We start from the raw sequence: 18,498 nt of genomic DNA, 5'->3' as shown, positions 1-18,498 counted from the left end.
CGCTAGCGGCGCGGGTCGAGGGCTGTCCCGCCTGCCGGGCGGCTGCCCAGCCTCGATCCCAGCCGGCGTAGTGCCGTGGCGGTCAGGTCGGACAGGCGCTGCTCGAGGTAATGGTAGACGGCGGCCGCGACCGAGATCGCCAGCGCGGTGGTGAGCAGCACGTGGCTCCAGCCGTGCGTGTCGCCGCCGATGGCTTCCACCGCGCGCGTCGCCAGCAGCTGGGTGGTGGTGTGGGTCAGATACAGCGAGAACGAGATCGTTCCCAGCCAGACCAGCACGCGCGGCGGGGCCAGCTCGATCGTCTTGCTGGCCAGGGCCAGCGCCAGCACCATGAGGGCGACCACGGCGCCCCACTGCTTGGGCCCATGGAAATTGACCAGCGTGCCCCAGCTGGCCCAGGCCGCCAGCGCCAGCGCCAGGAACACCAGGTGGCGCGCCACCGTCTGCGAGCGCAGCGCGAACCAGTCCTGCAGGTAGAGCCAGCCGATCGCCACGCCGGCCAGGAATTCCAGGATGATCGGATTGGTCACCAGGTTCAGGTAGGCGATCGAAAAGCGGAAGTTGGTCAGGACGTCCAGGGTCAGGTCGCGCTTGAGCGCCGGGATGACCAGCACCGTGAACAGGATCCAGCCGGCCAGCAGCAGCCAGCGCCGGCGCCCCGCCAGCAGGCACAGGCCGAACACGACATAGAAATACATCTCGAAGTTCAGGGTCCAGCCGAGCGGCAGGGAAGCGCTGAAGTAGAGGGGGTTTTCGATGTCGACCGGCTGGAAGCTCAGGCTCAGCAGCAGGGCCTTGAACGGCGGCCAGTTGGTCAGCCAGCCGAAGCCGCTGTGGGCGACGGTCAGCCAGGCCAGTGTGATGACCGCATACAACGGCCAGATGCGGGCGAAGCGCCGCACCAGGAAGTCGAAGGCGTCGCGCGGCGTGCCCGCCACGTGGCGGGTCGTGTAGACCATGATGAAGCCGCTGATCACGAAGAACAGGTCGACGCCCATGGCGCCGGGACGCAGCAATTGCTCGGCCAGGGGCCAGGTCGGGGTGTCGAGGAAGTAGTAACGCGCGTGGGTCAGGACGACGAACAGGACGGCAACGCCGCGCAAGGCCTGGATCCAGGCGAGTTTCGGCCGGGTGTCGGTCGAAGGTGCCATGAGTCGAAAAAGCTGGTGGGTCGAGCCAGCATGATACGGAGTGGAAAGGTGGGCATTGTCACACATTCCCACCAAGTAATGCGCCGATCCCGTCTTTTAGCTCAGAGGCGGGCAAAACCCTGTGACTGGGGACGGTACACCCAGGGCGGCACGATCGGCCCCGGCCCGGGCAGCCCATGGCCTGCGCTGACGAAGCGGTGCACCGAGGACCAGGGCCAGTCGTCAGGATGGAGGCAATGGCCATGGCGTACGGGGTTGGTATGGGTATAGTCGATCAGCGCCGCATATTCGTCGTCGTCGCCGACCCGGTAGTGCTGGTAGTGGCGGGCCCAGATGGCGCCGTCGTTCGCATTCGGCACGCAGGACTTGCGCAGCGCCTTCGAGAAGGCGATCTTGACGGCGCGCCAGCGGCTGGCGACGTCATGGTCGCCCGGTGGCAAGGTCCACATCGCATGCGCATGGTCGGGCAAGACCGCCCAGGCATCGACATGGAAGGGTTTGCGCACGCGCGCCAGGCGCATCGCTTCGCCGAAGGCGGCGAACTGGTCCGTCAGCAGGGTGCTTCCCGGTTCGAGCAGGCGCACCGTGAAAAAGAAGGTCCCGCCCGGGACGCGGTTGTCGCGGTAATCAGTCATGTGCTCTTGCAGCCAGCCGCGTGCGGCAAAGCCATCCCCTGACCCAAAGGCCCAATCCGGGCGATTCTACACACGACTTTTATACGACCGCGTTCCGTTTCCGCTAATAAAAAGCCCCCGGCATGCGGGGGCTTTCCATTACGAAACAAGCACTTAGGTGGTGAGCGGCTTGTAGCGGATGCGTTTCGGCTTGGCGCCTTCTTCGCCCAGGCGTTTCTTCTTGTCGGCTTCGTATTCCTGGTAGTTACCGTCGAAGAAGGTGACTTGCGAGTTGCCTTCGAAGGCCAGGATGTGGGTCGCGATGCGGTCCAGGAACCAGCGATCGTGGGAGATCACCATCACGCTGCCGGCGAATTCCAGCAGGGCGTCTTCCAGCGCGCGCAGGGTTTCGACGTCCAGGTCGTTCGACGGTTCGTCCAGCAGCAGGACGTTGCCGCCCTGCAGCAGGGTCTTGGCCAGGTGCAGGCGGCCGCGTTCGCCGCCCGACAGGTTGCCGACCACCTTCTGCTGGTCCGAGCCCTTGAAGTTGAAGCGGCCCAGATAGGCGCGCGACGGCATTTCGAAGCGGCCCACGCTCAGCATGTCGGCGCCGCCGGAGACGTCGTCGAACACGGTCTTGTTGTTGGCCAGTTCGTCGCGGCTCTGGTCGACCAGCGAGACTTTCGCCGTCTTGCCGATCGCGACTTCGCCGCTGTCCGGCTGCTCTTTGCCGGCGATCATCTTGAACAGGGTCGACTTACCGGCGCCGTTGGGGCCGATGATGCCGACGATCGCGCCCGGCGGCACGGTGAAGGACAGGTTGTCGATCAGGAGGCGGTCGCCGAAGGCCTTCGAGACGTTCTTGAACTCGATGACTTCGTTGCCCAGGCGCTCGGCCACGGGGATGAAGATCTCTTGCGTCTCGTTGCGCTTCTGGTATTCGTATTCGCTCAGTTCGTTGAAGCGGGCCAGGCGGGCTTTCGACTTGGCCTGGCGCGCCTTCGGATTCTGGCGCGACCATTCGAGTTCCTTCTGCAGCGCTTTCTGGCGCGCCGATTCGGTCGCCTCTTCCTGCTTCAGGCGCGCCTGCTTCTGGTCCAGCCAGGACGAGTAATTGCCCTTCCAGGGGATGCCGTGGCCGCGGTCCAGTTCCAGGATCCATTCGGCGGCGTTGTCGAGGAAGTAGCGGTCGTGGGTGATGCCGACCACGGTGCCCGGGAAGCGCAGCAGGAATTGCTCCAGCCACTCGACCGATTCGGCGTCCAGGTGATTGGTCGGTTCGTCGAGCAGCAGCATGTCGGGTTTGCTCAGCAGCAGCTTGCACAGCGCCACGCGGCGCTTCTCGCCGCCCGACAGCACGCCGATCTTCTGGTCCCACGGCGGCAGGCGCAGCGCGTCGGCGGCCATTTCCATCTGCAGGTTCAGGTTGCCGCCGTCGGCCGCGGCGATGATCGATTCCAGGCGTTCCTGCTCTTTCGCCAGGGCGTCGAAGTCCGCGTCTTCTTCCGCATAGGCGGCGTAGACGGCTTCCAGCTTGGCCTGCGCTTCGAAGGCTTCACCGAGGCCCGATTCGACTTCCTGGCGCACGGTCTTGTCCGGATCGAGCTGTGGTTCCTGCGGCAGGTAGCCGATGTTCAGGCCCGGCATCGGGCGCGCTTCGCCCTGGATGTCGGTGTCGATGCCGGCCATGATCTTCAAGAGGGTCGACTTGCCCGAGCCGTTCAGGCCCAGCACGCCGATCTTGGCGCCCGGGAAGAAGGACAGCGAAATATCTTTCAGGATCTGACGTTTTGGCGGGACGATTTTGCCCACGCGGTTCATGGTATAGACGTAATTGGCCATGCTTGTACTCTGGTGTTGTTTAAGGTGCACAGGATACGACAGAACCCGTGCCGGTCACAGGGTTAGCTCAGACTTTATTTGCCGCTCTGCTGCGCCACAGGCCTTCGCCCGCGAACAGCAGCAGCGCGCCCCAGATCATCAGGAAGCCGACCAGGCGGTCGCTGCTGAATGCCTCATGGAACATCCACACGCCCAGCAGGAATTGCAGGGTCGGCGACAGGTATTGCAGCAAACCGAGAATGGACAGCGGGATCTTGCGCGCGCCGGTGGCGAATAGCAGCAGCGGGATCGCCGTGATCGGCCCGGCCGCGACCAGCAGCGCGCGCGTCATGTCGGAGTGCGTATTGATGAAGGCATTGTCCCCAGTGAACGTCAGCCAGCCGACATAGCCGGCGGCGATCGGGAACAGCACCATGGTCTCGAACGACAGGCCCTCGAGCGCGCCGAGCGCCGCGGTCTTGCGCAGCAGGCCGTAGCCGCCGAAGGAAGCCGCCAGGAACAGGGCGATCCAGGGCACCGAACCCGACTGCCAGGTGAGCCAGGCCACGCCCAGCGCGGCGATCGCGATCGCGCCCCATTGCGCCGGCCGCATGCGTTCCTTCAGCAGCAAGTAGCCGAACATGATGTTCACCAGCGGATTGATGAAATAGCCGAGGCTGGCCTCGATCACGTGGCCGTTCTTGACCGCCCAGATGTATACCAGCCAGTTGGCAGAGAGCAGGACAGCGGAGGCGACGAAGCTCCAGAACACGCGCGGCTGACGTACCAGCGCCAGCCATTTCCACTGGCGCCGGAACGCCAGCACGAGCAGCAGGAAAGCGAGCGACCACAGCATCCGGTGCGCCAGGATCTGCAGCGGCGGCACGTCGCCGATGGCATGGAAATAGATCGGGAACAGGCCCCAGCACAGGAAGGCGAGGGCCGCGGACAGGATACCGGAACGCATGGGAAGAGGGGGCGAATTGCTGGGTTGGCATTATCCCAGATGCGCAATTTCTCCGCTGGCGCTTGCCAGAATTAAGCAGGTGTATGATGCACGAAGAAATTTTCTTGCAATTTTCTTGTCGATATTTTATGGTGCGCCGCACCAGAACAGAACAATGGTGCAACCTTGAGCTCCGAAAACAAGAAGAGCAGCGTCGCGGCGCTGACCCTGGCCGCCATCGGCATCGTCTATGGCGACATCGGCACCAGCCCCCTGTACACCCTGCGCGCCATCTTCGACGACACCCACGGCCTGCCCCTCACCGCGCCAAACATCCTCGGCGTCATTTCCCTGATCTTCTGGAGCCTGACCGTCATTGTCTCGCTCAAGTATGTCACCCTGGTGCTGCGCGCCGATAACCGCGGCGAGGGCGGCATTATGGCCCTGATGGCGCTGGCCACCAATTCGGTGACGAAGCATTCGCGCTGGCATTTTCCGCTGCTGGTGATCGGCGTGCTCGGCGCCACCATGTTCTACGGCGACAGCGTGATCACGCCGGCGATCTCGGTGCTGGGCGCGATCGAGGGCCTGGAAGTGGCGGCCCCCGGCATGGCCGACTACGTGGTGCCGATGGCGGTGGTGGTGCTGGTGGCGCTGTACAGCGTGCAGCGCCACGGCACCGCCGGCATCGGCCGCTTCTTCGGCCCCGTGATGCTGGTCTGGTTCCTGACCCTGGCCGTGATGGGCGTGATCAACATCATCCAGGCGCCGGTCATCCTGAATGCGCTGAACCCGTATCACGCGCTGCACTTCATGCTGGAGAACAAGCTGCTGGCCTTCGTCGCGCTGGGCGCGGTGGTGCTGGCGATCACCGGCGCCGAGGCGCTGTACGCCGACATGGGCCACTTCGGCCGCAAGCCGATCCGCATGGCCTGGTTCATGATTGCCTTTCCGGCCCTGGTGCTGAACTACCTGGGCCAGGGCGGCCTGCTCATCACCCAGCCGGATGCGGTCGAGAATCCCTTCTTCCACCAGCTCGGCACCTGGAGCGTGATCCCGCTGGTGATCCTGTCGACGATGGCGGCGGTGATCGCCTCGCAGGCGACGATTTCCGGCACCTATTCGATGACCAAGCAGGCCATTGCTCTTGGCCTGTTGCCGCGCATGCGCATCCTGCACACCTCGGAAAGCGAGATCGGCCAGATCTACATCCCGGCCGTGAACTGGCTGCAACTGGCCATCGTGCTGATCGCCGTGATCGGCTTCGGTTCCTCGGACGAGCTGGCCGGCGCCTACGGCATCGCGGTGACCGCCACCATGATGGCCACCACCATCCTGACCTTCTTCGTGACCCGCTACCGCTTCCAGCTGCCGCTGGCGGTGTGCCTGGGCGCGACCGGCTTCTTCCTGGTGATCGACATCATGCTGTTCTCGTCGACCACCCTCAAGCTGTTCCACGGCGGCTGGTTCCCGCTGCTGCTGGGCACCATCCTCCTGACCCTGATGCTGACCTGGAAGCGCGGCCGCGAGCTGGTCTTCGAGAACCTGGAAAAGCATGCGATCCCGCTGGAAGCCTTCATGGAATCGCTGTTCGTGGCGCCCCCGGCGCGCGTGCCCGGCACCGCCCTGTTCCTGCGCGGCGAGAGCGACGGCGTGCCGCATGCGCTGCTGCACAACCTGTCGCACAACAAGGTTCTGCATGAACGGGTCGTGTTCCTCACGGTGCACATCCGCGAAGAACCGTGGGTGCCGACCGAAGAACAGGTCGAGGTGGTCGAACTGGGCCACAACTGCTTCCAGCTCAATGTCCAGTACGGCTTCAAGGACGAGCCGAACATTCCGGGCATCCTGCGCCAGTGCGGCGGCCTCGGTCTCGCCTTCGAGATGATGGAAACCTCTTTCTTCATCGCGCGCCAGACCGTGATCTCGACGCCCGGCCGCGGCATGGCGCCGTGGCGCGAGCACCTGTTCGCGATGCTGTCGCGCAATGCGCGGGCGGCGGCCGACTATTACCAGATTCCGCCGAACCGGGTGATCGAACTGGGCACCCAGGTCGAGATCTAGGGCGGAAATACAAACAAATACAATCGCCGTACACACGCATACGCATGGCTGAGGTAAGGTGCGGAGTTACGTTGTATAAACTTTTCCCGCACCCACTTGCAAGGACTGTTTCCATGAAGCTGAAGTTTCCCCTGATCGCCGCTTTCGTCGCCGTGATGAGCCTGACCGCCTGCGGCGGTAGCGGCGGCGACGACAACCCCGGCGGCAATACCTCGGTCAGCAGCCCGGCCGCCCTGGTCAAGACCGACAACACCGTCGGCACCGGCGCCGAAGCGGTCAGCGGCAAGACCGTGACCCTGAACTACACCCTGTGGCTGTACGACGCCGCCAAGGCCGACCACAAGGGCAAGCAGATCGAAGCCGGTCCCTTCACCTTCCGCTTGGGCGCGAATGCCGTGATCCCGGGCTTCGAGCAGGGCGTGACCGGCATGAAGGTCGGCGGCAAGCGCACCGTCGAAGTGCCGTCGAGCCTGGGCTACGGCGTGGCCGGCAGCGCGCCGAACATCCCGGGCAATTCGGGCCTGGTGTTCGAGATCGTGCTGAACACCGTGCAATAAGAGACACTGTTCCAGGGAACCGGGGCCTTTGCCCCGGTTTTTTTTTGCGCGCACGCCTGAGCTGGCGCAGGAGCGGCCGGGTTCGCATGGCGGATGCTGCGGGGTTCCGACTTCCCGAGCCTCCCTATGCGCACCTTTCTACTGCTCATTTTCTTGGTAACCAGTGCTGCCGCCGCCGCAGCGCCCGGCAGCTGCCAGGCGGTGTCGATGCCGCCGCGGGTCGGCCCTGATGGCTGGCTGCTGCTGGCGGCGCTCGTCGTGTACGTGGCCGGCCGCTGGTCGAGATGAAGCGGGCGCTTCAGCGCAGCATGTCGATGTGCATGATGCCGTCTTCGTCGTACGGGGCGGAGACGGTCCCGAAGCCGAAGCTCTGATAAAAGGCTTCGAGGTATTGCTGGGCGCCGATGCGGATGCGGTGGCCGGGGTGCAGCCGCTCGGCGCAGGCGATGCCCTCGTTCAGCAGGGCGCGCCCGGCGCCGCTGCCGCGCGCTGCCTTGGTGGTGATGACGCGTCCCAGCGACATCTCGTCGTACTTCACGCCGGGGCCGAGGATGCGCAGGTAGGCCGCCAGCTGGCGCTTGCCCTCGACCGTGCGCCAGCCGAGCAGGTGGTGGGCCACCGGATCGAGCCCGTCGATGTCGGGATACAGGCAGGTCTGCTCGAGGATGAAGACATCCTGGCGCTGGGCCAGGACCTCGTACAGGTCGGCGGGAGTGAGGTCGTTGAAGGAGGAGAGCTGCCAGTCGATCATGGTCGTTGGATTGGTGTGGATTGCGGACGCCGTATTCTACGCGGCGGTCTCGAAACCTTCGAGGACGTTGACCAGGTGGGTAGCGTACTCCGTGCCGCCGGCCCGGTCGGCGCCCTCGAACACGAAGACGGTCGGCAGGCCGAGGTGGGCGATGCGTTCGCCCAGGCGCAGGAAGTCGGCGCCCGCCAGGGCGAAATGGGCGGCCAGCTCGGCGCCCAGCGAGACCACCAGCGCCTCGGGACGGAACATGCCCAGCTTGACGCAGCCCGTCTCCAGCGCGGCGAACCATTGCGCGGCGCCGAGCCCCGCGGCCAGCGGCAGGTTCAGGGTGTGGTGTAGTCCCGCCCCGGCGCCGGTTTCAATGGCATGGCCGGCGTACCAGGGCCAGGCATGTTGCGGATCCAGGTGCAGCGAGGCGAACAGCACGTCGCCGCGTGCATAGAAAATGTGCTGGGTGCCGTGGCCGTGGTGCGGGCCGAGGTCGAGGATGGCGACGCGCTGCAAGCCGTCGTCCAGCAGGTGCTGGGCCGCCAGCGCGGCATTGTTCAGGAAGCCGCCGCCGCCGCACCAGTCGGCGCCCACGTGGCGCCCGGGCGGCAGGGTCAGCGCGAAGCTGCCGCGTTCGCCCATGCGCAGCGCGTGCGCGGCGTTCACCGCGCAGTCGGCGCCGGTCTTGGCGGCGGTCCAGGCGCCGGCCGTCAATGGGGTGCGGGTGTCGGAGGCATACAGGCCGGCGCGGGCGCGCAGGTCGGGCGGTTCGACGTCGTCGCGCATGCCGCGCACCGGCCAGCTGCCGGGCAGCAGCTCGCGGCCGGCGTTGCCTGGATCGAGCGCCAGCCATTCGCTCCAGGCGGTGCGCAGGAAATGCAGGTAGCGCGGGCTGTGCACCCGCTCGAGCGAGACCAGCGGCACGCCGTGCGGCGTGACGATCCGTCCCAGGCCGCGCCGCTCCAGCGCCGACAGCAGGGGCGCCAGCGCCGCCGCATGCAGCGACGCCGCCAGGGCGTGGTGTTCGTTGTAGAAGGTGAGCACCGGCGCCCCGTTCGCTCGCGGTGGGCTTAATGGTTACCGCACAGGGTGCTGCTGTTGTAGGCGGCGACGAAGTCGTCGAAGCTGCCGGTGTCGGTGGCCTCGATGGTCGCCTGCTCGGCCAGCGAATTGGCCGCCATCTCGTCGAACAGCGCTTCCTCGGCCGGCATCAGGGGGCTCTCGCGGAACGACGCCGCATGCAGCTCGCTCTGGCGCAAGCCGAAGGCGGCGGCCGAGCCGAGCGCGCGGATCTCTTCCAGCACCCGCGCCGATGGCGTCAGCGCCGGGTTGTCGATCCTGGCCTTCTGCAGGCCGAGCGCGCTCGCATGCACGCCACTCTCGTTGTGCTCGACGTCGAGCAGCTCGGCCACCGGGCGGATGCGCTCGATCAGTTCCAGCGCCCAGTCCTTGAGCGGCACCTCGACGCCGTCGCGGGTGAGGGTCAGGTCCGGGCGGCGGCCTTCCTTCACGGTGCGCGCGAAATTGCGGGCGTGGATCTGGCCTTCGTGGGCGCTGATCAGGGGGCTTTCTTCCAGCGCGCAGAACAGCAGGAAAGCGTCCAGGAAGCGGCCGGTCTCGAGCGAGATGCCGACCGGCTCGAACGGGTCGACGTCCAGGCAGCGCACTTCGATGTACTGCACGCCGCGGTTGCACAGCGCCTGCACCGGACGCTCGCCGGTGCGGATCACGCGCTTCGGACGGATCGTCGAGTAGTACTCGTTCTCGATCTGCAGCACGTTGGTCGACAGCTGCACCCACTCGCCATCCTTTTTGGTGCCGATCTCCGCGTAGGGCGCGTAGGGCGTGTTCACCGCGCCCATCAGGCTCGTCACATAGCTTTCCAGGCTGTTCTCGTGCGGGCGCAGGCCGGCCTGGGCATCGTTCTGGTAACCGAGGTCGCTCATGCGCAGGCTGGTGGCGTAGGGCAGGTAGAGCGTGTCGTCGGACAGGGTTTCCAGGCCGTGGGCGCCGCCGCGCAGGAAGCTGCGGGTCAGCGCGGGAGTGGCGCCGAACAGGTACATCAGCAGCCAGCTGTAGCGGCGGAAGTTGCGGATGGTCGCGATATAGCTTTCGGACTGGAAGTCGCGCAGGGCGTTGCGGCGCTCCTCGACGATGCCTTCGCTGGCGGCGACCAGCTGCCACAGCTTTTCCGGCAGCGAGTAGTTGTAGTGGATGCCCGAGATGCACTGCATCGCCTTCCCGTAGCGCAGCGCCAGGCCGCGGCGGTAGACGTGCTTGAGCATGCCGATGTTCGACTTGCCGTACCAGGCGATCTCGATCTCTTCTTCCGACGGCAGCTCGCCCGGCATCGACACGCTCCACAGGATCTCGTCCGGCATGCGGGAGTGGGCGTAGCGGTGGATGGCGTCCAGCCGGTTCAGGGCCAGCGAGATGTCGTGCTCGGCCGGGGTGATGAATTCCAGCAGGGCTTCGGCGTAGTCGGTGGTGATGAGCGGATGGGTCAGTGCCGAACCGAGTTTCACTGGATGCGGGGTGCGCGCCAGGCGGCCCTGCCGGTCGACGCGCAGGGTTTCGCGTTCGATGCCACGCAGGCCCTGGCCGAGCAGGGCGCGGTGGTCGTCGTCGTCGAGCAGGGCGAGGCGGCGTTGGAGTTGGTTCGACACAGTGTTTCCTTTCTTATACTGCCAATGCGGATTGGAGCAGAGAGTAACCGAAAAACGGGGAGCGCGTCGGCGACCGCCTCATTCCTGCCCGGCAGCCTCGCCCGGCCGTATGGACGCCGCGGCGGCGGCGGCAGGGGCCAGCGCGGCTGCCTCTTTTTCGCGCACGATCCAGGCCTCGACCCGCCGTTGCAGGAAGTCGAGCGGCAGCGCGCCGGCGCCCAGCACCGCGTCGTGGAAGCGCCGCAGGTCGAAGCGCGGCCCCAACTCCTTCCTCGCCAGCGCGCGCAGCTCCAGGATGCGCAGCTGGCCGATCTTGTAGGCCAGGGCCTGGGCCGGCCGCGCGATGTAGCGGTCGACCTCGGCCTCGTTGTCCTCCGGCGGATTGGCGGTGTTGGCGTTCAGGTAATCGATGGCCTGGCGCCGCGACCAGCCTTTGGCGTGGATGCCGGTGTCCACCACCAGGCGCGCGGCGCGCAGCATCTCTTCGTTCAGGCGCCCGAAGCGGGTGAACGGGTCGCCGAAGAAGCCGAGCGCGTCGCCCAGCCCTTCCGCATAGGTGGCCCAGCCTTCGCCATAGGCCTCGTACCAGCCGTGGCGGCGGAAGGCCGGCAGGTCCAGGATCCGGGCGCGCGCCACCTGCAGGTGGTGGCCGGGCAGGCCCTCGTGCAGGGCCACGCTGTCGACCTGCCACAGCGGACGGGTGGCCAGCTTCGATACATTCACCACCAGCGCGGCGGTGCGCTCGTCGCTGCCGGCTTCGTAATAGGCGACCGGTTGGCCGGCTCCTTCCTGCGCCATCGGCTTGACCGCGAGGCCGGCCTCGGGAATCGCGGTAAACAGTTTGGGCAGTTTGGCGCGGGCGCGCGCCACCGCCTTGCCGTAGCGCGCCAGCAGGGTATTCGCGTCCTGCGGGAACAGGCGCGGGTCGCTGCGCGCGAACACCAGAAAGCGCGGCAAGTCGCCGCGAAAGCCGGTGCGTGCTACCTGAGCCGCCATCAGGGCGCGGATGCGCGCGACTTCCTGCAGGCCGATCGCGTGGACCTGGTCCGGCGTCAAGGCCGTGGTGGTGCTGCTGCGCACCAGGAAGGCGTACCAGTCGGCGCCGTTCGGCAGCTGGCCGGCGCCGATGGTCTCGCGCGCGCCAGGCAGGTACTCCTCGCGCAGGAAGGTGTCAAACCGGTGCAGGCTGGCGGCGGCGCGGGCCAGGGCCGTGATGCCCTCGTCCAGCAGCGCTTCCCGGGTGTCCGGGTCGATCGCGGCCGGGATGCGCAGGAAAGGCGCGAACAGCGGGCCGCCCGCGATGTTCTCGTGCAGGGCGTGCAGCGCCGCCGGGACCGGTGCGATGGCCACCTTCGGCACCGTCCAGCCAGCCTCCAGGCCGGCGCGCAGCTGCGCGATCAGGCCGTCGACGTGGGCGGGCAGGGCGTCCAGGCGGCCGAGGTAGTTGCGGTAGTCGGCCTCGCTCGTGAACGGCATCTGGGCGACCAGGCGCGGCAGGCGCAATTGCAGGCCGTCCCAGGCGCTGATCGGCTGCGGGTCGAAGGCGGCGAAGGCGCCGGCCGCCAGCTGGCGTTCGCGCGCGGCGATGAACAGGTCGAGCGACAACTGGTCCGCTGCGCCGAGCTGGGCGCGGTCGATCTTGCGGGCATCGAGCAGGGCCTGGCGCGCATGGTCGAGCGCCGCGGCACGGGCTTCCAGCGAGGTGTCCGTCAGCAGGGCGTCGTAGCGGTGTTCGCCGATGCCGGTCGCATACTCGGGTTGCTGGCGCAAGCCCCACTGCCATTCGCGCTCGAACAGGCGGCGCGCCTCCATCGCCGCGGTATCGGCGGCGCAGCAGACGAGTGGGGCGAGCAGGACGAGGGAAGCGAACAGTGTGCGCATGCGGCGCTGGCAGGAATCGTTGTCGGAATGGCCATTTTAACAAGGCCATCCGGGGCGCCGCGCAGGCTAGGGCGCGTCAGGGGAAACGGCCGCCGCTGACCCGTTCGATGCCGGGCAGGTCGCGCCAGCTCTGCACGTCCTGGAAGCCGCGCGCGTCGAGGAGCGCGCGCACCGCTTCGGCCTGGTCGTAGCCGTGTTCGAGCAGCAGCCAGCCGCCCGGGACCAGGTGCGCGGGGGCGCCATCGACGATGGTGCGCAGGGCCGACAGGCCGTCGGCGTGATCCGTCAGCGCGTTCGCCGGTTCGAAGCGCAGGTCGCCCTGGGACAGGTGTACGTCGTCGGCGTCGATGTAGGGCGGGTTGGAGGCGATCAGCGCGAAGCGTTCGTCTTGCAGTGCGCCGAACCAGTCGCTGCGCAGGAAGCGGACATCGACGCCGTTGGCGGCGGCGTTGGCGCGCGCGATGTCCAGCGCCGCTTCGCTGAGGTCGAGCGCGGTCACTATCGCATCGCGGCGGCTGTGGGCACAGGCGACCGCGATCGCGCCGCTGCCGGTGCCCATGTCGAGCAGGCGGCCATTCGGCGGCAGGCGCTCGAGCGCCAGTTCGACGATCAGTTCGGTGTCGGGACGCGGGATTAGGACGGCAGGCGAGACCTGGAAGGGCAGGCCGAAGAACTCGCGCTCGCCGACGATGTAGGCGATCGGTTCGCCGTCGAGGCGGCGCAGGACCAGGGCGGCCAGCCGGCGCGCTTCTTCCTCGGTCAGCACGCGTTCGGACTGGGTAATCAGGCCGACACGCGTGATACCGAGGGCGTGGCAGAGCAGGATGCGGTTTTCCAGCGCGTCGAGGGGCAGCGCGGCCTGCAGCCGGCCGATGGTCGCGCCGGCGTCGATGACAAAGCTCATGCGCGCTTCTTGCGCAGCAGGACGACCACCAGCAGCACGGTCAGGATCGCGAACCAGACCGCCGACCATTGCGGGATCGCGAGGCCCAGCAGCGAATCGGTGGCGCCTTCGCACAGGCCGTTGGCGCGGAAGATCCAGGGCAGGTATTCGGCGGTCGGGATCTTGTTCAGCATCGTCTCCATGGGGTCGATGCCGCAGCTGAAGCCCGGGTTGGCGATCACGTACAGGTGCTTGCCGACCGTGACCAGGCCGCCGATGGCCGCCAGCAGCGCGAGGATGGTCCCTTCGCGCACCTTGCCGCTGATCGCCGCCACCAGGGTGCACACGCCGATGGCCAGGAACATGTAGCGCTGGATCACGCACAGCGGGCAGGGCATCATGTCCTGGATGTGCTGCAGGTAGAGGGCGACCGCGATCAGGGCGAAGCAGATCGAGGAGATGGCGAACAGGATCTGGCGGGTGGAGGGCAGCATTGTCAGGTTCTTATGGTGTTGGGGACGGAGCATTCTCGCATGAAGGCTGTGAGGCCACTTAATCTTCGCTTAACGGTAGGGTGGACGGCTCTGCCGGCCGCGCGTTCAACCCCCGTATGAACGGATGCGCCGCGATTGTTCACCAGCTGGTTGAACGCGTGGGCGGAGTAATTTCGGGCAATGCCCGGAATTACACACGCTCACCCTGCATCAATCGCCGAGTGCTGCGAGCAACTCGGCCTGGTGCTCCGCCGCCAGGGCATTGGTCAACTCGGACAGGTCGCCGTCCATGATGAAGTCCAGCTTATACAGCGTCAGGTTGATGCGGTGGTCGGTCAGGCGCCCCTGCGGGAAGTTGTAGGTGCGAATGCGCTCGCTGCGGTCGCCCGAGCCGATCAGGCTCTTGCGGGTTGCCGCTTCCTTCGACTGCTGCTCGCGCAACTGCACGTCCTTGATGCGCGCGGCCAGCACCTTCAGCGCCTGCGCCTTGTTCTTGTGCTGGCTGCGGTCGTCCTGGCATTCGACCACGATGCCGGTCGGCAGGTGGGTGATGCGCACCGCGGAATCGGTCTTGTTGATGTGCTGTCCGCCGGCGCCCGAGGCGCGGTAGGTGTCGATGCGCAGGTCGGCCGGGTTGATGTTCACGTCCTCGACCTCGTCCGCTTCCGGCATCACGGCTACCGTGCAGGCCGAGGTGTGGATGCGGCCCTGCGTCTCGGTGGCGGGCACGCGCTGCACGCGGTGGCCGCCGGACTCGAATTTCAGCTTCGAGTACACGCCGTTGCCGATGATGCGCACGATGACTTCGCGGTAGCCGCCCAGGTCCGAGGCCGACTCGGAGACGACTTCCACCTGCCAGCGGTTGCGCTCCGCGAAGCGGGTGTACATGCGCAGCAGGTCGCCGGCGAACAGGGCCGATTCGTCGCCGCCGGTGCCGGCGCGGATCTCGAGGAAGATGTTGCGCTCGTCGTTGGCGTCCTTCGGCAGCAGCATCTTTTGCAGCTCGAGGTCGAGCGCGGCCAGGCGCGACTTCGCGTCTTCGATCTCGTCCTGGGCGAACTCCTTCATTTCGGGATCCTGCGCCATCTCCTGGGCCGCCACGATGTCGTCCTGGGCCGCGCCATACTGTTTGTACAGGGCGACCAGCGGCGACAATTCGGCGTGCTCGCGCGTCATCTTGCGGTAGCTGTCCATATTGGACGTCGCGCCTTCGGACATCAGGAGTTCGTCCAGTTCGACGAGTCGGTTGGCCAGTTGGTCCAGCTTGGCCAGCATGGATGGTTTCATGGGGTGCTCGGGTTGGTTGCGGTAGCCGCGGGGCGGCCGGGACGCGCTTCACGCGAAGCGCAGGCGAAGGAGGAGGGCCGCTAACGGCGGCCGCGGAACAGCTGCGGCAGCAGGCTTGCCAGGCGGGCGCGCTCGTCGCCCTGGGCATGGTGCAGGGCTTGCTGCGGGCCGTGCAGGAACTTGGCGGCCAGCCCTTTCGACAGCGCTTCCAGCACGGCGTCGACGTCGTCGCCGCGCGCCAGCAGCTTGCGCGCGCGCTCCAGCTCGGCCAGGCGCAGCGCCTCGCTGGCATCGTGCAGGTCGCGGATGACAGGCACCATGGCGCGGTCGCCGACCCAGCTCATGAAGGACTGCACGCGCGCGTCGATGATGGCTTCGGCCTGGGCCACGGCGGCCTGGCGGCTTTCCATCCCGGTCTGGACCACTTGCGCGAGGTCGTCGACGGTGTACAGGAACACGTCGTCCAGGCGCGCCACTTCAGGCTCGATATCGCGCGGCACCGCGAGGTCGACCATGAACACCGGACGGTGGCGGCGCGCTTTCACGGCGCGTTCGACCAGGCCGAGGCCGATCAGCGGCAGGGTCGACGCCGTGCAGGAGATCACGATGTCGAACTGGTGCAGGCGCTCGGGCAGTTCGGCCAGGCGGATCGCGCTGCCGTTGTAGCGGGTGGCGAGCAGCTCGCCACGCTCCATGGTGCGGTTGGCGATGGTGACCGACTTCGGATTCTGCGCCGCGAAATGGGCCGCGCACAGTTCGATCATTTCGCCGGCGCCGATGAACAGCACGTGCTGGTCGGCGATGCGGTCGAAGATGCGCTGCGACAGCCGCACCGCGGCGGCCGCCATCGAGACGCTGTGGGCGCCGATCTCGGTGGTGCTGCGCACTTCCTTCGCGACCGCGAAGCTGCGCTGGAACAGCTGGTGCAGGTAGGTGCCCAGGCCGCCGGCTTCCTCGGCGGTGCGCACCGCGTCCTTCATCTGGCCCAGGATCTGCGGCTCGCCCAGCACCATCGAGTCGAGCCCGGAGGCGACGCGGAAGGCGTGGCGCACCGCGCTGTCCTGCGGCAGCATGTAGAGATGCGGACGCAGTTCGGCGAAGTTCAGGGCGTGGTAATGGGCCAGGAACTGGGCCGAGGCGTCGAGCGGGTTGGCGATGTCGCTGGCCGCGTACATCTCGGTGCGGTTGCAGGTCGAGAGAATGGCCGCTTCGTCGCTGCCGCCGGCCCCTTGGCGCGCGAACCAGCTGCGCGCCGCCTGCACCGCGCGCCCGAGCTGGTCGGGCGCGAGCGCCAGCTGCTCGCGCAGCGAGACCGGGGCGGTCGTGTGGTTCAGGCCAACGGCGAGCAGTTGCATTCGGAAAGTCGGTTCAACGGGTGAGCGTATGCACCCATTATACCCTTCAGCGGAAAGGGTTTCAGCGGACCGCCGGGGCCGGCGGCCACTGTTGTCAGGCTGGCGTCAAGCGCCCAGCTTTTCGAGGCGGTAGCCGTAGCTGTAGACCGGCACCAGGCGGAAGCCGTTTTCCGGACGCAGGCTCAGCTTGTTGCGCACGCGCGAGACGTGGGTGTCCATGGTGCGCGACGGCACATCGGTGTCACGCACCCAGACCGATTCATGGATGTAGGCGCGCGACAGCGGGCGGCCGATGTTCCGGAAGAACAGCAGGGCCAGCGAGAATTCCTTCTGGGTCACGTCGATGATCGAGCCATCCTTGAGCAGGCGGCCCGGACGGGTCTCAAAAGTGAAAGGGCCGAACTGCAATTGCTCGGCGCTGTTCTGGGACGGGTAGGCGCGGCGCAGCAGGGCCGAGACGCGCGCCACCAGTTCGCCGCGGCGCAGCGGCTTGACCAGGTAGTCGTCGGCGCCGGCGGTGACGCCGTCGATGATGTCGTCCTCGGCGTTGCCGCCGACCAGGAACATCGTCGGCGCGGCGCTCGCCAGTTTTTCCTTGGCCCGGCGCAGCACTTCGGCGCCTTCCATGTCCGGCACGTTCCAGTCCATGACCAGCATGTCCGCGTTTTCCTTGCGCAGCTGGGCCAGGCATTCCCTGGCGCTGTCATAGGCTTGGCAGCTGTGGCCGGCAGCGGTCAGCACCTGGCAGATGAGTTCTGCCTGGCTACGGTCTTGTTCCAGAACGGCGATCTTCATAGGGCGTTAACTAGTAAGGTTGCCTGTGTAGGAAGTCTCCTACAACGGTGAAATGAATATATCAGACTTTCACAAAATAGTGCTACGGAAAAACTAAGAATTTACATTTGGAACGAAAGTTCTGTTGTGTTAAGCGCACCGTCGAGCTCTTGCTACACTGTGATAAATGGTCAAGCGCGGAGGCAGTAATGTTGTTTCGACGCAAAAAGAAGGAAGTGGCGCCGGCGGAACCACCCCTGGTGCCGGTGAGCGGCGCGGCAATCGACACCGCGCGCGACCGCTGCCGCGACATGGTGCGCCAGCGCGCTCTGGTTTCGGCCGGTGTGGCTGCGGTGCCGCTGCCGGGCGTGGACATCCTCTCCGACCTGACCACCTTCACGGTGCTGGTCGAGGAAGTGAACCGCGAGTTCGGCCTGAGCCAGCAGCAGATCGAGCGCCTGCATCCACGGATGCGAGTACTTGCTTACCAGGCGGCGGCGTCGGTGGGCGGGATGCTGGTCGGGAAAATCGTCACGCGTAACCTGGTGCTGCAGGTATTTAAGAAAGCAGGGATCAAGATCGCGGCCAGGACGGCGGCCAAGGTGGTGCCGCTTGCGGGGCAGGTGGCGTCGGCGGCGATCGGGTTCGCGCTGTTCCGCAGGATGGGGTACCAGCACGTGGAGGCGTGCGTGAAGGTGGCGCGGGAGTTGGAGAAGGTGAAGATTGTGGATGAAGGGGTGGCGCCGGCGGTTTGAGCTGTGGGTGTGCTGGGAAAATTGGACGACATGATGCCAGCGGCATCATATCGACCTTCGCCGGGCGCCAGTGGCGCGCATGACGGTCTTCGCGTTAGTGGTTGAAAGTTTTTTTGCCGTTAGCTCAAGCCCGTCGTACGCGCCACTGGCGCCTACGACTTCCGGCGAAGGCCGGAACCTAAGTCCGTCGCGCACCACCAGCGTCACAAAAACAAATGCCCGCATCCGCGGACATTTGTTTATTCAATCACATCAAACTCAAGCATCCGGCAACACAACATTCACATCCAGCACCTCCAGGTTCCCCTGGCGATCCAGCGAAATCTTGATGTCGTCCGCACTGACCTTGGTGTACTTCGAAATCACTTCGATCAGCTCGCGATGCAGCGCCGGCAGGAAATCCGGTCCCGCGCGGTTGGTACGCTCACGCGCGATGATGATCTGCAAGCGCTCCTTGGCTGCTGTCGCGCTCTTCTCTTTTTTCGGAAAGAGGAAATTGAGCAAAGGCATA

General features: G+C 66.3%; 18 protein-coding genes. 4 read left to right on the top strand and 14 right to left on the bottom strand.

The window, feature by feature from the left end:
- Positions 1-2 precede the first annotated feature (2 nt).
- From LQ564_RS15590 to rarD, 4 genes are all read right to left on the bottom strand, one after another.
- A complete protein-coding gene (locus LQ564_RS15590; protein ID WP_231059036.1) occupies positions 3-1,151 on the bottom strand; it encodes an acyltransferase family protein in 1,149 nt (382 codons plus the stop codon).
- A gap of 101 nt (positions 1,152-1,252) precedes the next feature.
- Positions 1,253-1,786, bottom strand: a complete 534-nt coding sequence (locus tag LQ564_RS15585) for an REP-associated tyrosine transposase (RefSeq protein WP_231059035.1) — start codon at positions 1,784-1,786, stop codon at positions 1,253-1,255.
- Between the two features lie 153 nt (positions 1,787-1,939).
- Positions 1,940-3,607 carry an energy-dependent translational throttle protein EttA gene (ettA, locus tag LQ564_RS15580; RefSeq protein WP_231059034.1) on the bottom strand — a complete coding sequence of 556 codons (1,668 nt, stop codon included), beginning with the start codon at positions 3,605-3,607 and terminating at the stop codon, positions 1,940-1,942.
- Between the two features lie 67 nt (positions 3,608-3,674).
- Positions 3,675-4,553 (bottom strand): EamA family transporter RarD, encoded by an 879-nt coding sequence (gene rarD, locus LQ564_RS15575; protein WP_231059033.1) that lies wholly within the window; start codon positions 4,551-4,553, stop codon positions 3,675-3,677.
- Positions 4,554-4,718: 165 nt separating this feature from the next.
- Between rarD and LQ564_RS15570 the strand changes: the two genes are divergently transcribed.
- The 3 genes from LQ564_RS15570 to LQ564_RS25850 all read left to right on the top strand — a co-directional run bounded on the left by LQ564_RS15570 (position 4,719) and on the right by LQ564_RS25850 (position 7,441).
- Entirely contained in the window at positions 4,719-6,596 is a 1,878-nt protein-coding gene (locus tag LQ564_RS15570) for a potassium transporter Kup (protein ID WP_231059032.1), read from the top strand.
- Between the two features lie 113 nt (positions 6,597-6,709).
- On the top strand, positions 6,710-7,153 hold the full coding sequence (locus LQ564_RS15565) for an FKBP-type peptidyl-prolyl cis-trans isomerase (RefSeq protein ID WP_231059031.1): 444 nt from the start codon (positions 6,710-6,712) through the stop codon (positions 7,151-7,153).
- A 153-nt stretch (positions 7,154-7,306) separates the two neighbouring features.
- Positions 7,307-7,441 (top strand): hypothetical protein, encoded by a 135-nt coding sequence (locus LQ564_RS25850; RefSeq protein WP_269143571.1) that lies wholly within the window; start codon positions 7,307-7,309, stop codon positions 7,439-7,441.
- Between the two features lie 10 nt (positions 7,442-7,451).
- Here LQ564_RS25850 and LQ564_RS15560 read toward each other — a convergent pair whose 3' ends face one another.
- From LQ564_RS15560 to LQ564_RS15520, 9 genes are all read right to left on the bottom strand, one after another.
- The gene (locus tag LQ564_RS15560) at positions 7,452-7,904 is read right to left on the bottom strand and encodes a GNAT family N-acetyltransferase (protein ID WP_231059030.1); all 453 of its coding nucleotides are present in this window, start codon (positions 7,902-7,904) and stop codon (positions 7,452-7,454) included.
- A gap of 36 nt (positions 7,905-7,940) precedes the next feature.
- Positions 7,941-8,936 carry an arginase family protein gene (locus LQ564_RS15555; protein WP_231059029.1) on the bottom strand — a complete coding sequence of 332 codons (996 nt, stop codon included), beginning with the start codon at positions 8,934-8,936 and terminating at the stop codon, positions 7,941-7,943.
- Positions 8,937-8,962: 26 nt separating this feature from the next.
- Positions 8,963-10,558 carry a glutamate--cysteine ligase gene (gene gshA, locus LQ564_RS15550; RefSeq protein WP_231059028.1) on the bottom strand — a complete coding sequence of 532 codons (1,596 nt, stop codon included), beginning with the start codon at positions 10,556-10,558 and terminating at the stop codon, positions 8,963-8,965.
- A 78-nt stretch (positions 10,559-10,636) separates the two neighbouring features.
- Positions 10,637-12,439 (bottom strand): DUF885 domain-containing protein, encoded by a 1,803-nt coding sequence (locus tag LQ564_RS15545; protein ID WP_231059027.1) that lies wholly within the window; start codon positions 12,437-12,439, stop codon positions 10,637-10,639.
- A gap of 76 nt (positions 12,440-12,515) precedes the next feature.
- The gene (gene prmC, locus LQ564_RS15540) at positions 12,516-13,343 is read right to left on the bottom strand and encodes a peptide chain release factor N(5)-glutamine methyltransferase (RefSeq protein ID WP_231059026.1); all 828 of its coding nucleotides are present in this window, start codon (positions 13,341-13,343) and stop codon (positions 12,516-12,518) included.
- The gene (locus LQ564_RS15535) at positions 13,340-13,816 is read right to left on the bottom strand and encodes a disulfide bond formation protein B (RefSeq protein ID WP_371873503.1); all 477 of its coding nucleotides are present in this window, start codon (positions 13,814-13,816) and stop codon (positions 13,340-13,342) included. The genes prmC and LQ564_RS15535 overlap by 4 nt, the downstream gene beginning before the upstream one ends.
- Positions 13,817-14,026: 210 nt before the next feature.
- On the bottom strand, positions 14,027-15,103 hold the full coding sequence (prfA, locus tag LQ564_RS15530) for a peptide chain release factor 1 (RefSeq protein WP_231059025.1): 1,077 nt from the start codon (positions 15,101-15,103) through the stop codon (positions 14,027-14,029).
- An 80-nt stretch (positions 15,104-15,183) separates the two neighbouring features.
- Positions 15,184-16,458, bottom strand: a complete 1,275-nt coding sequence (gene hemA / locus LQ564_RS15525; protein WP_231059024.1) for a glutamyl-tRNA reductase — start codon at positions 16,456-16,458, stop codon at positions 15,184-15,186.
- Positions 16,459-16,563: 105 nt separating this feature from the next.
- A complete protein-coding gene (locus LQ564_RS15520; RefSeq protein ID WP_231059023.1) occupies positions 16,564-17,253 on the bottom strand; it encodes a response regulator transcription factor in 690 nt (229 codons plus the stop codon).
- Between the two features lie 188 nt (positions 17,254-17,441).
- On the opposite strand from LQ564_RS15520, the gene LQ564_RS15515 reads away from it, so the two are divergent.
- A complete protein-coding gene (locus tag LQ564_RS15515; protein WP_231059022.1) occupies positions 17,442-17,987 on the top strand; it encodes a hypothetical protein in 546 nt (181 codons plus the stop codon).
- 258 nt (positions 17,988-18,245) lie between these two features.
- Here the strand turns inward: LQ564_RS15515 and minE are convergent, their stop codons facing one another.
- Positions 18,246-18,497, bottom strand: a complete 252-nt coding sequence (gene minE / locus LQ564_RS15510; RefSeq protein WP_231059021.1) for a cell division topological specificity factor MinE — start codon at positions 18,495-18,497, stop codon at positions 18,246-18,248.
- Position 18,498 lies beyond the last annotated feature (1 nt).

Origin of the sequence: Massilia phyllostachyos, from assembly GCF_021044825.1 — a bacterium.
Taxonomy (GTDB): Bacteria; Pseudomonadota; Gammaproteobacteria; order Burkholderiales; family Burkholderiaceae_D; genus Telluria; species Telluria phyllostachyos.
Note: the sequence above shows the minus strand (reverse complement) of the source record. Positions and strands in the feature narration are given on the sequence as shown.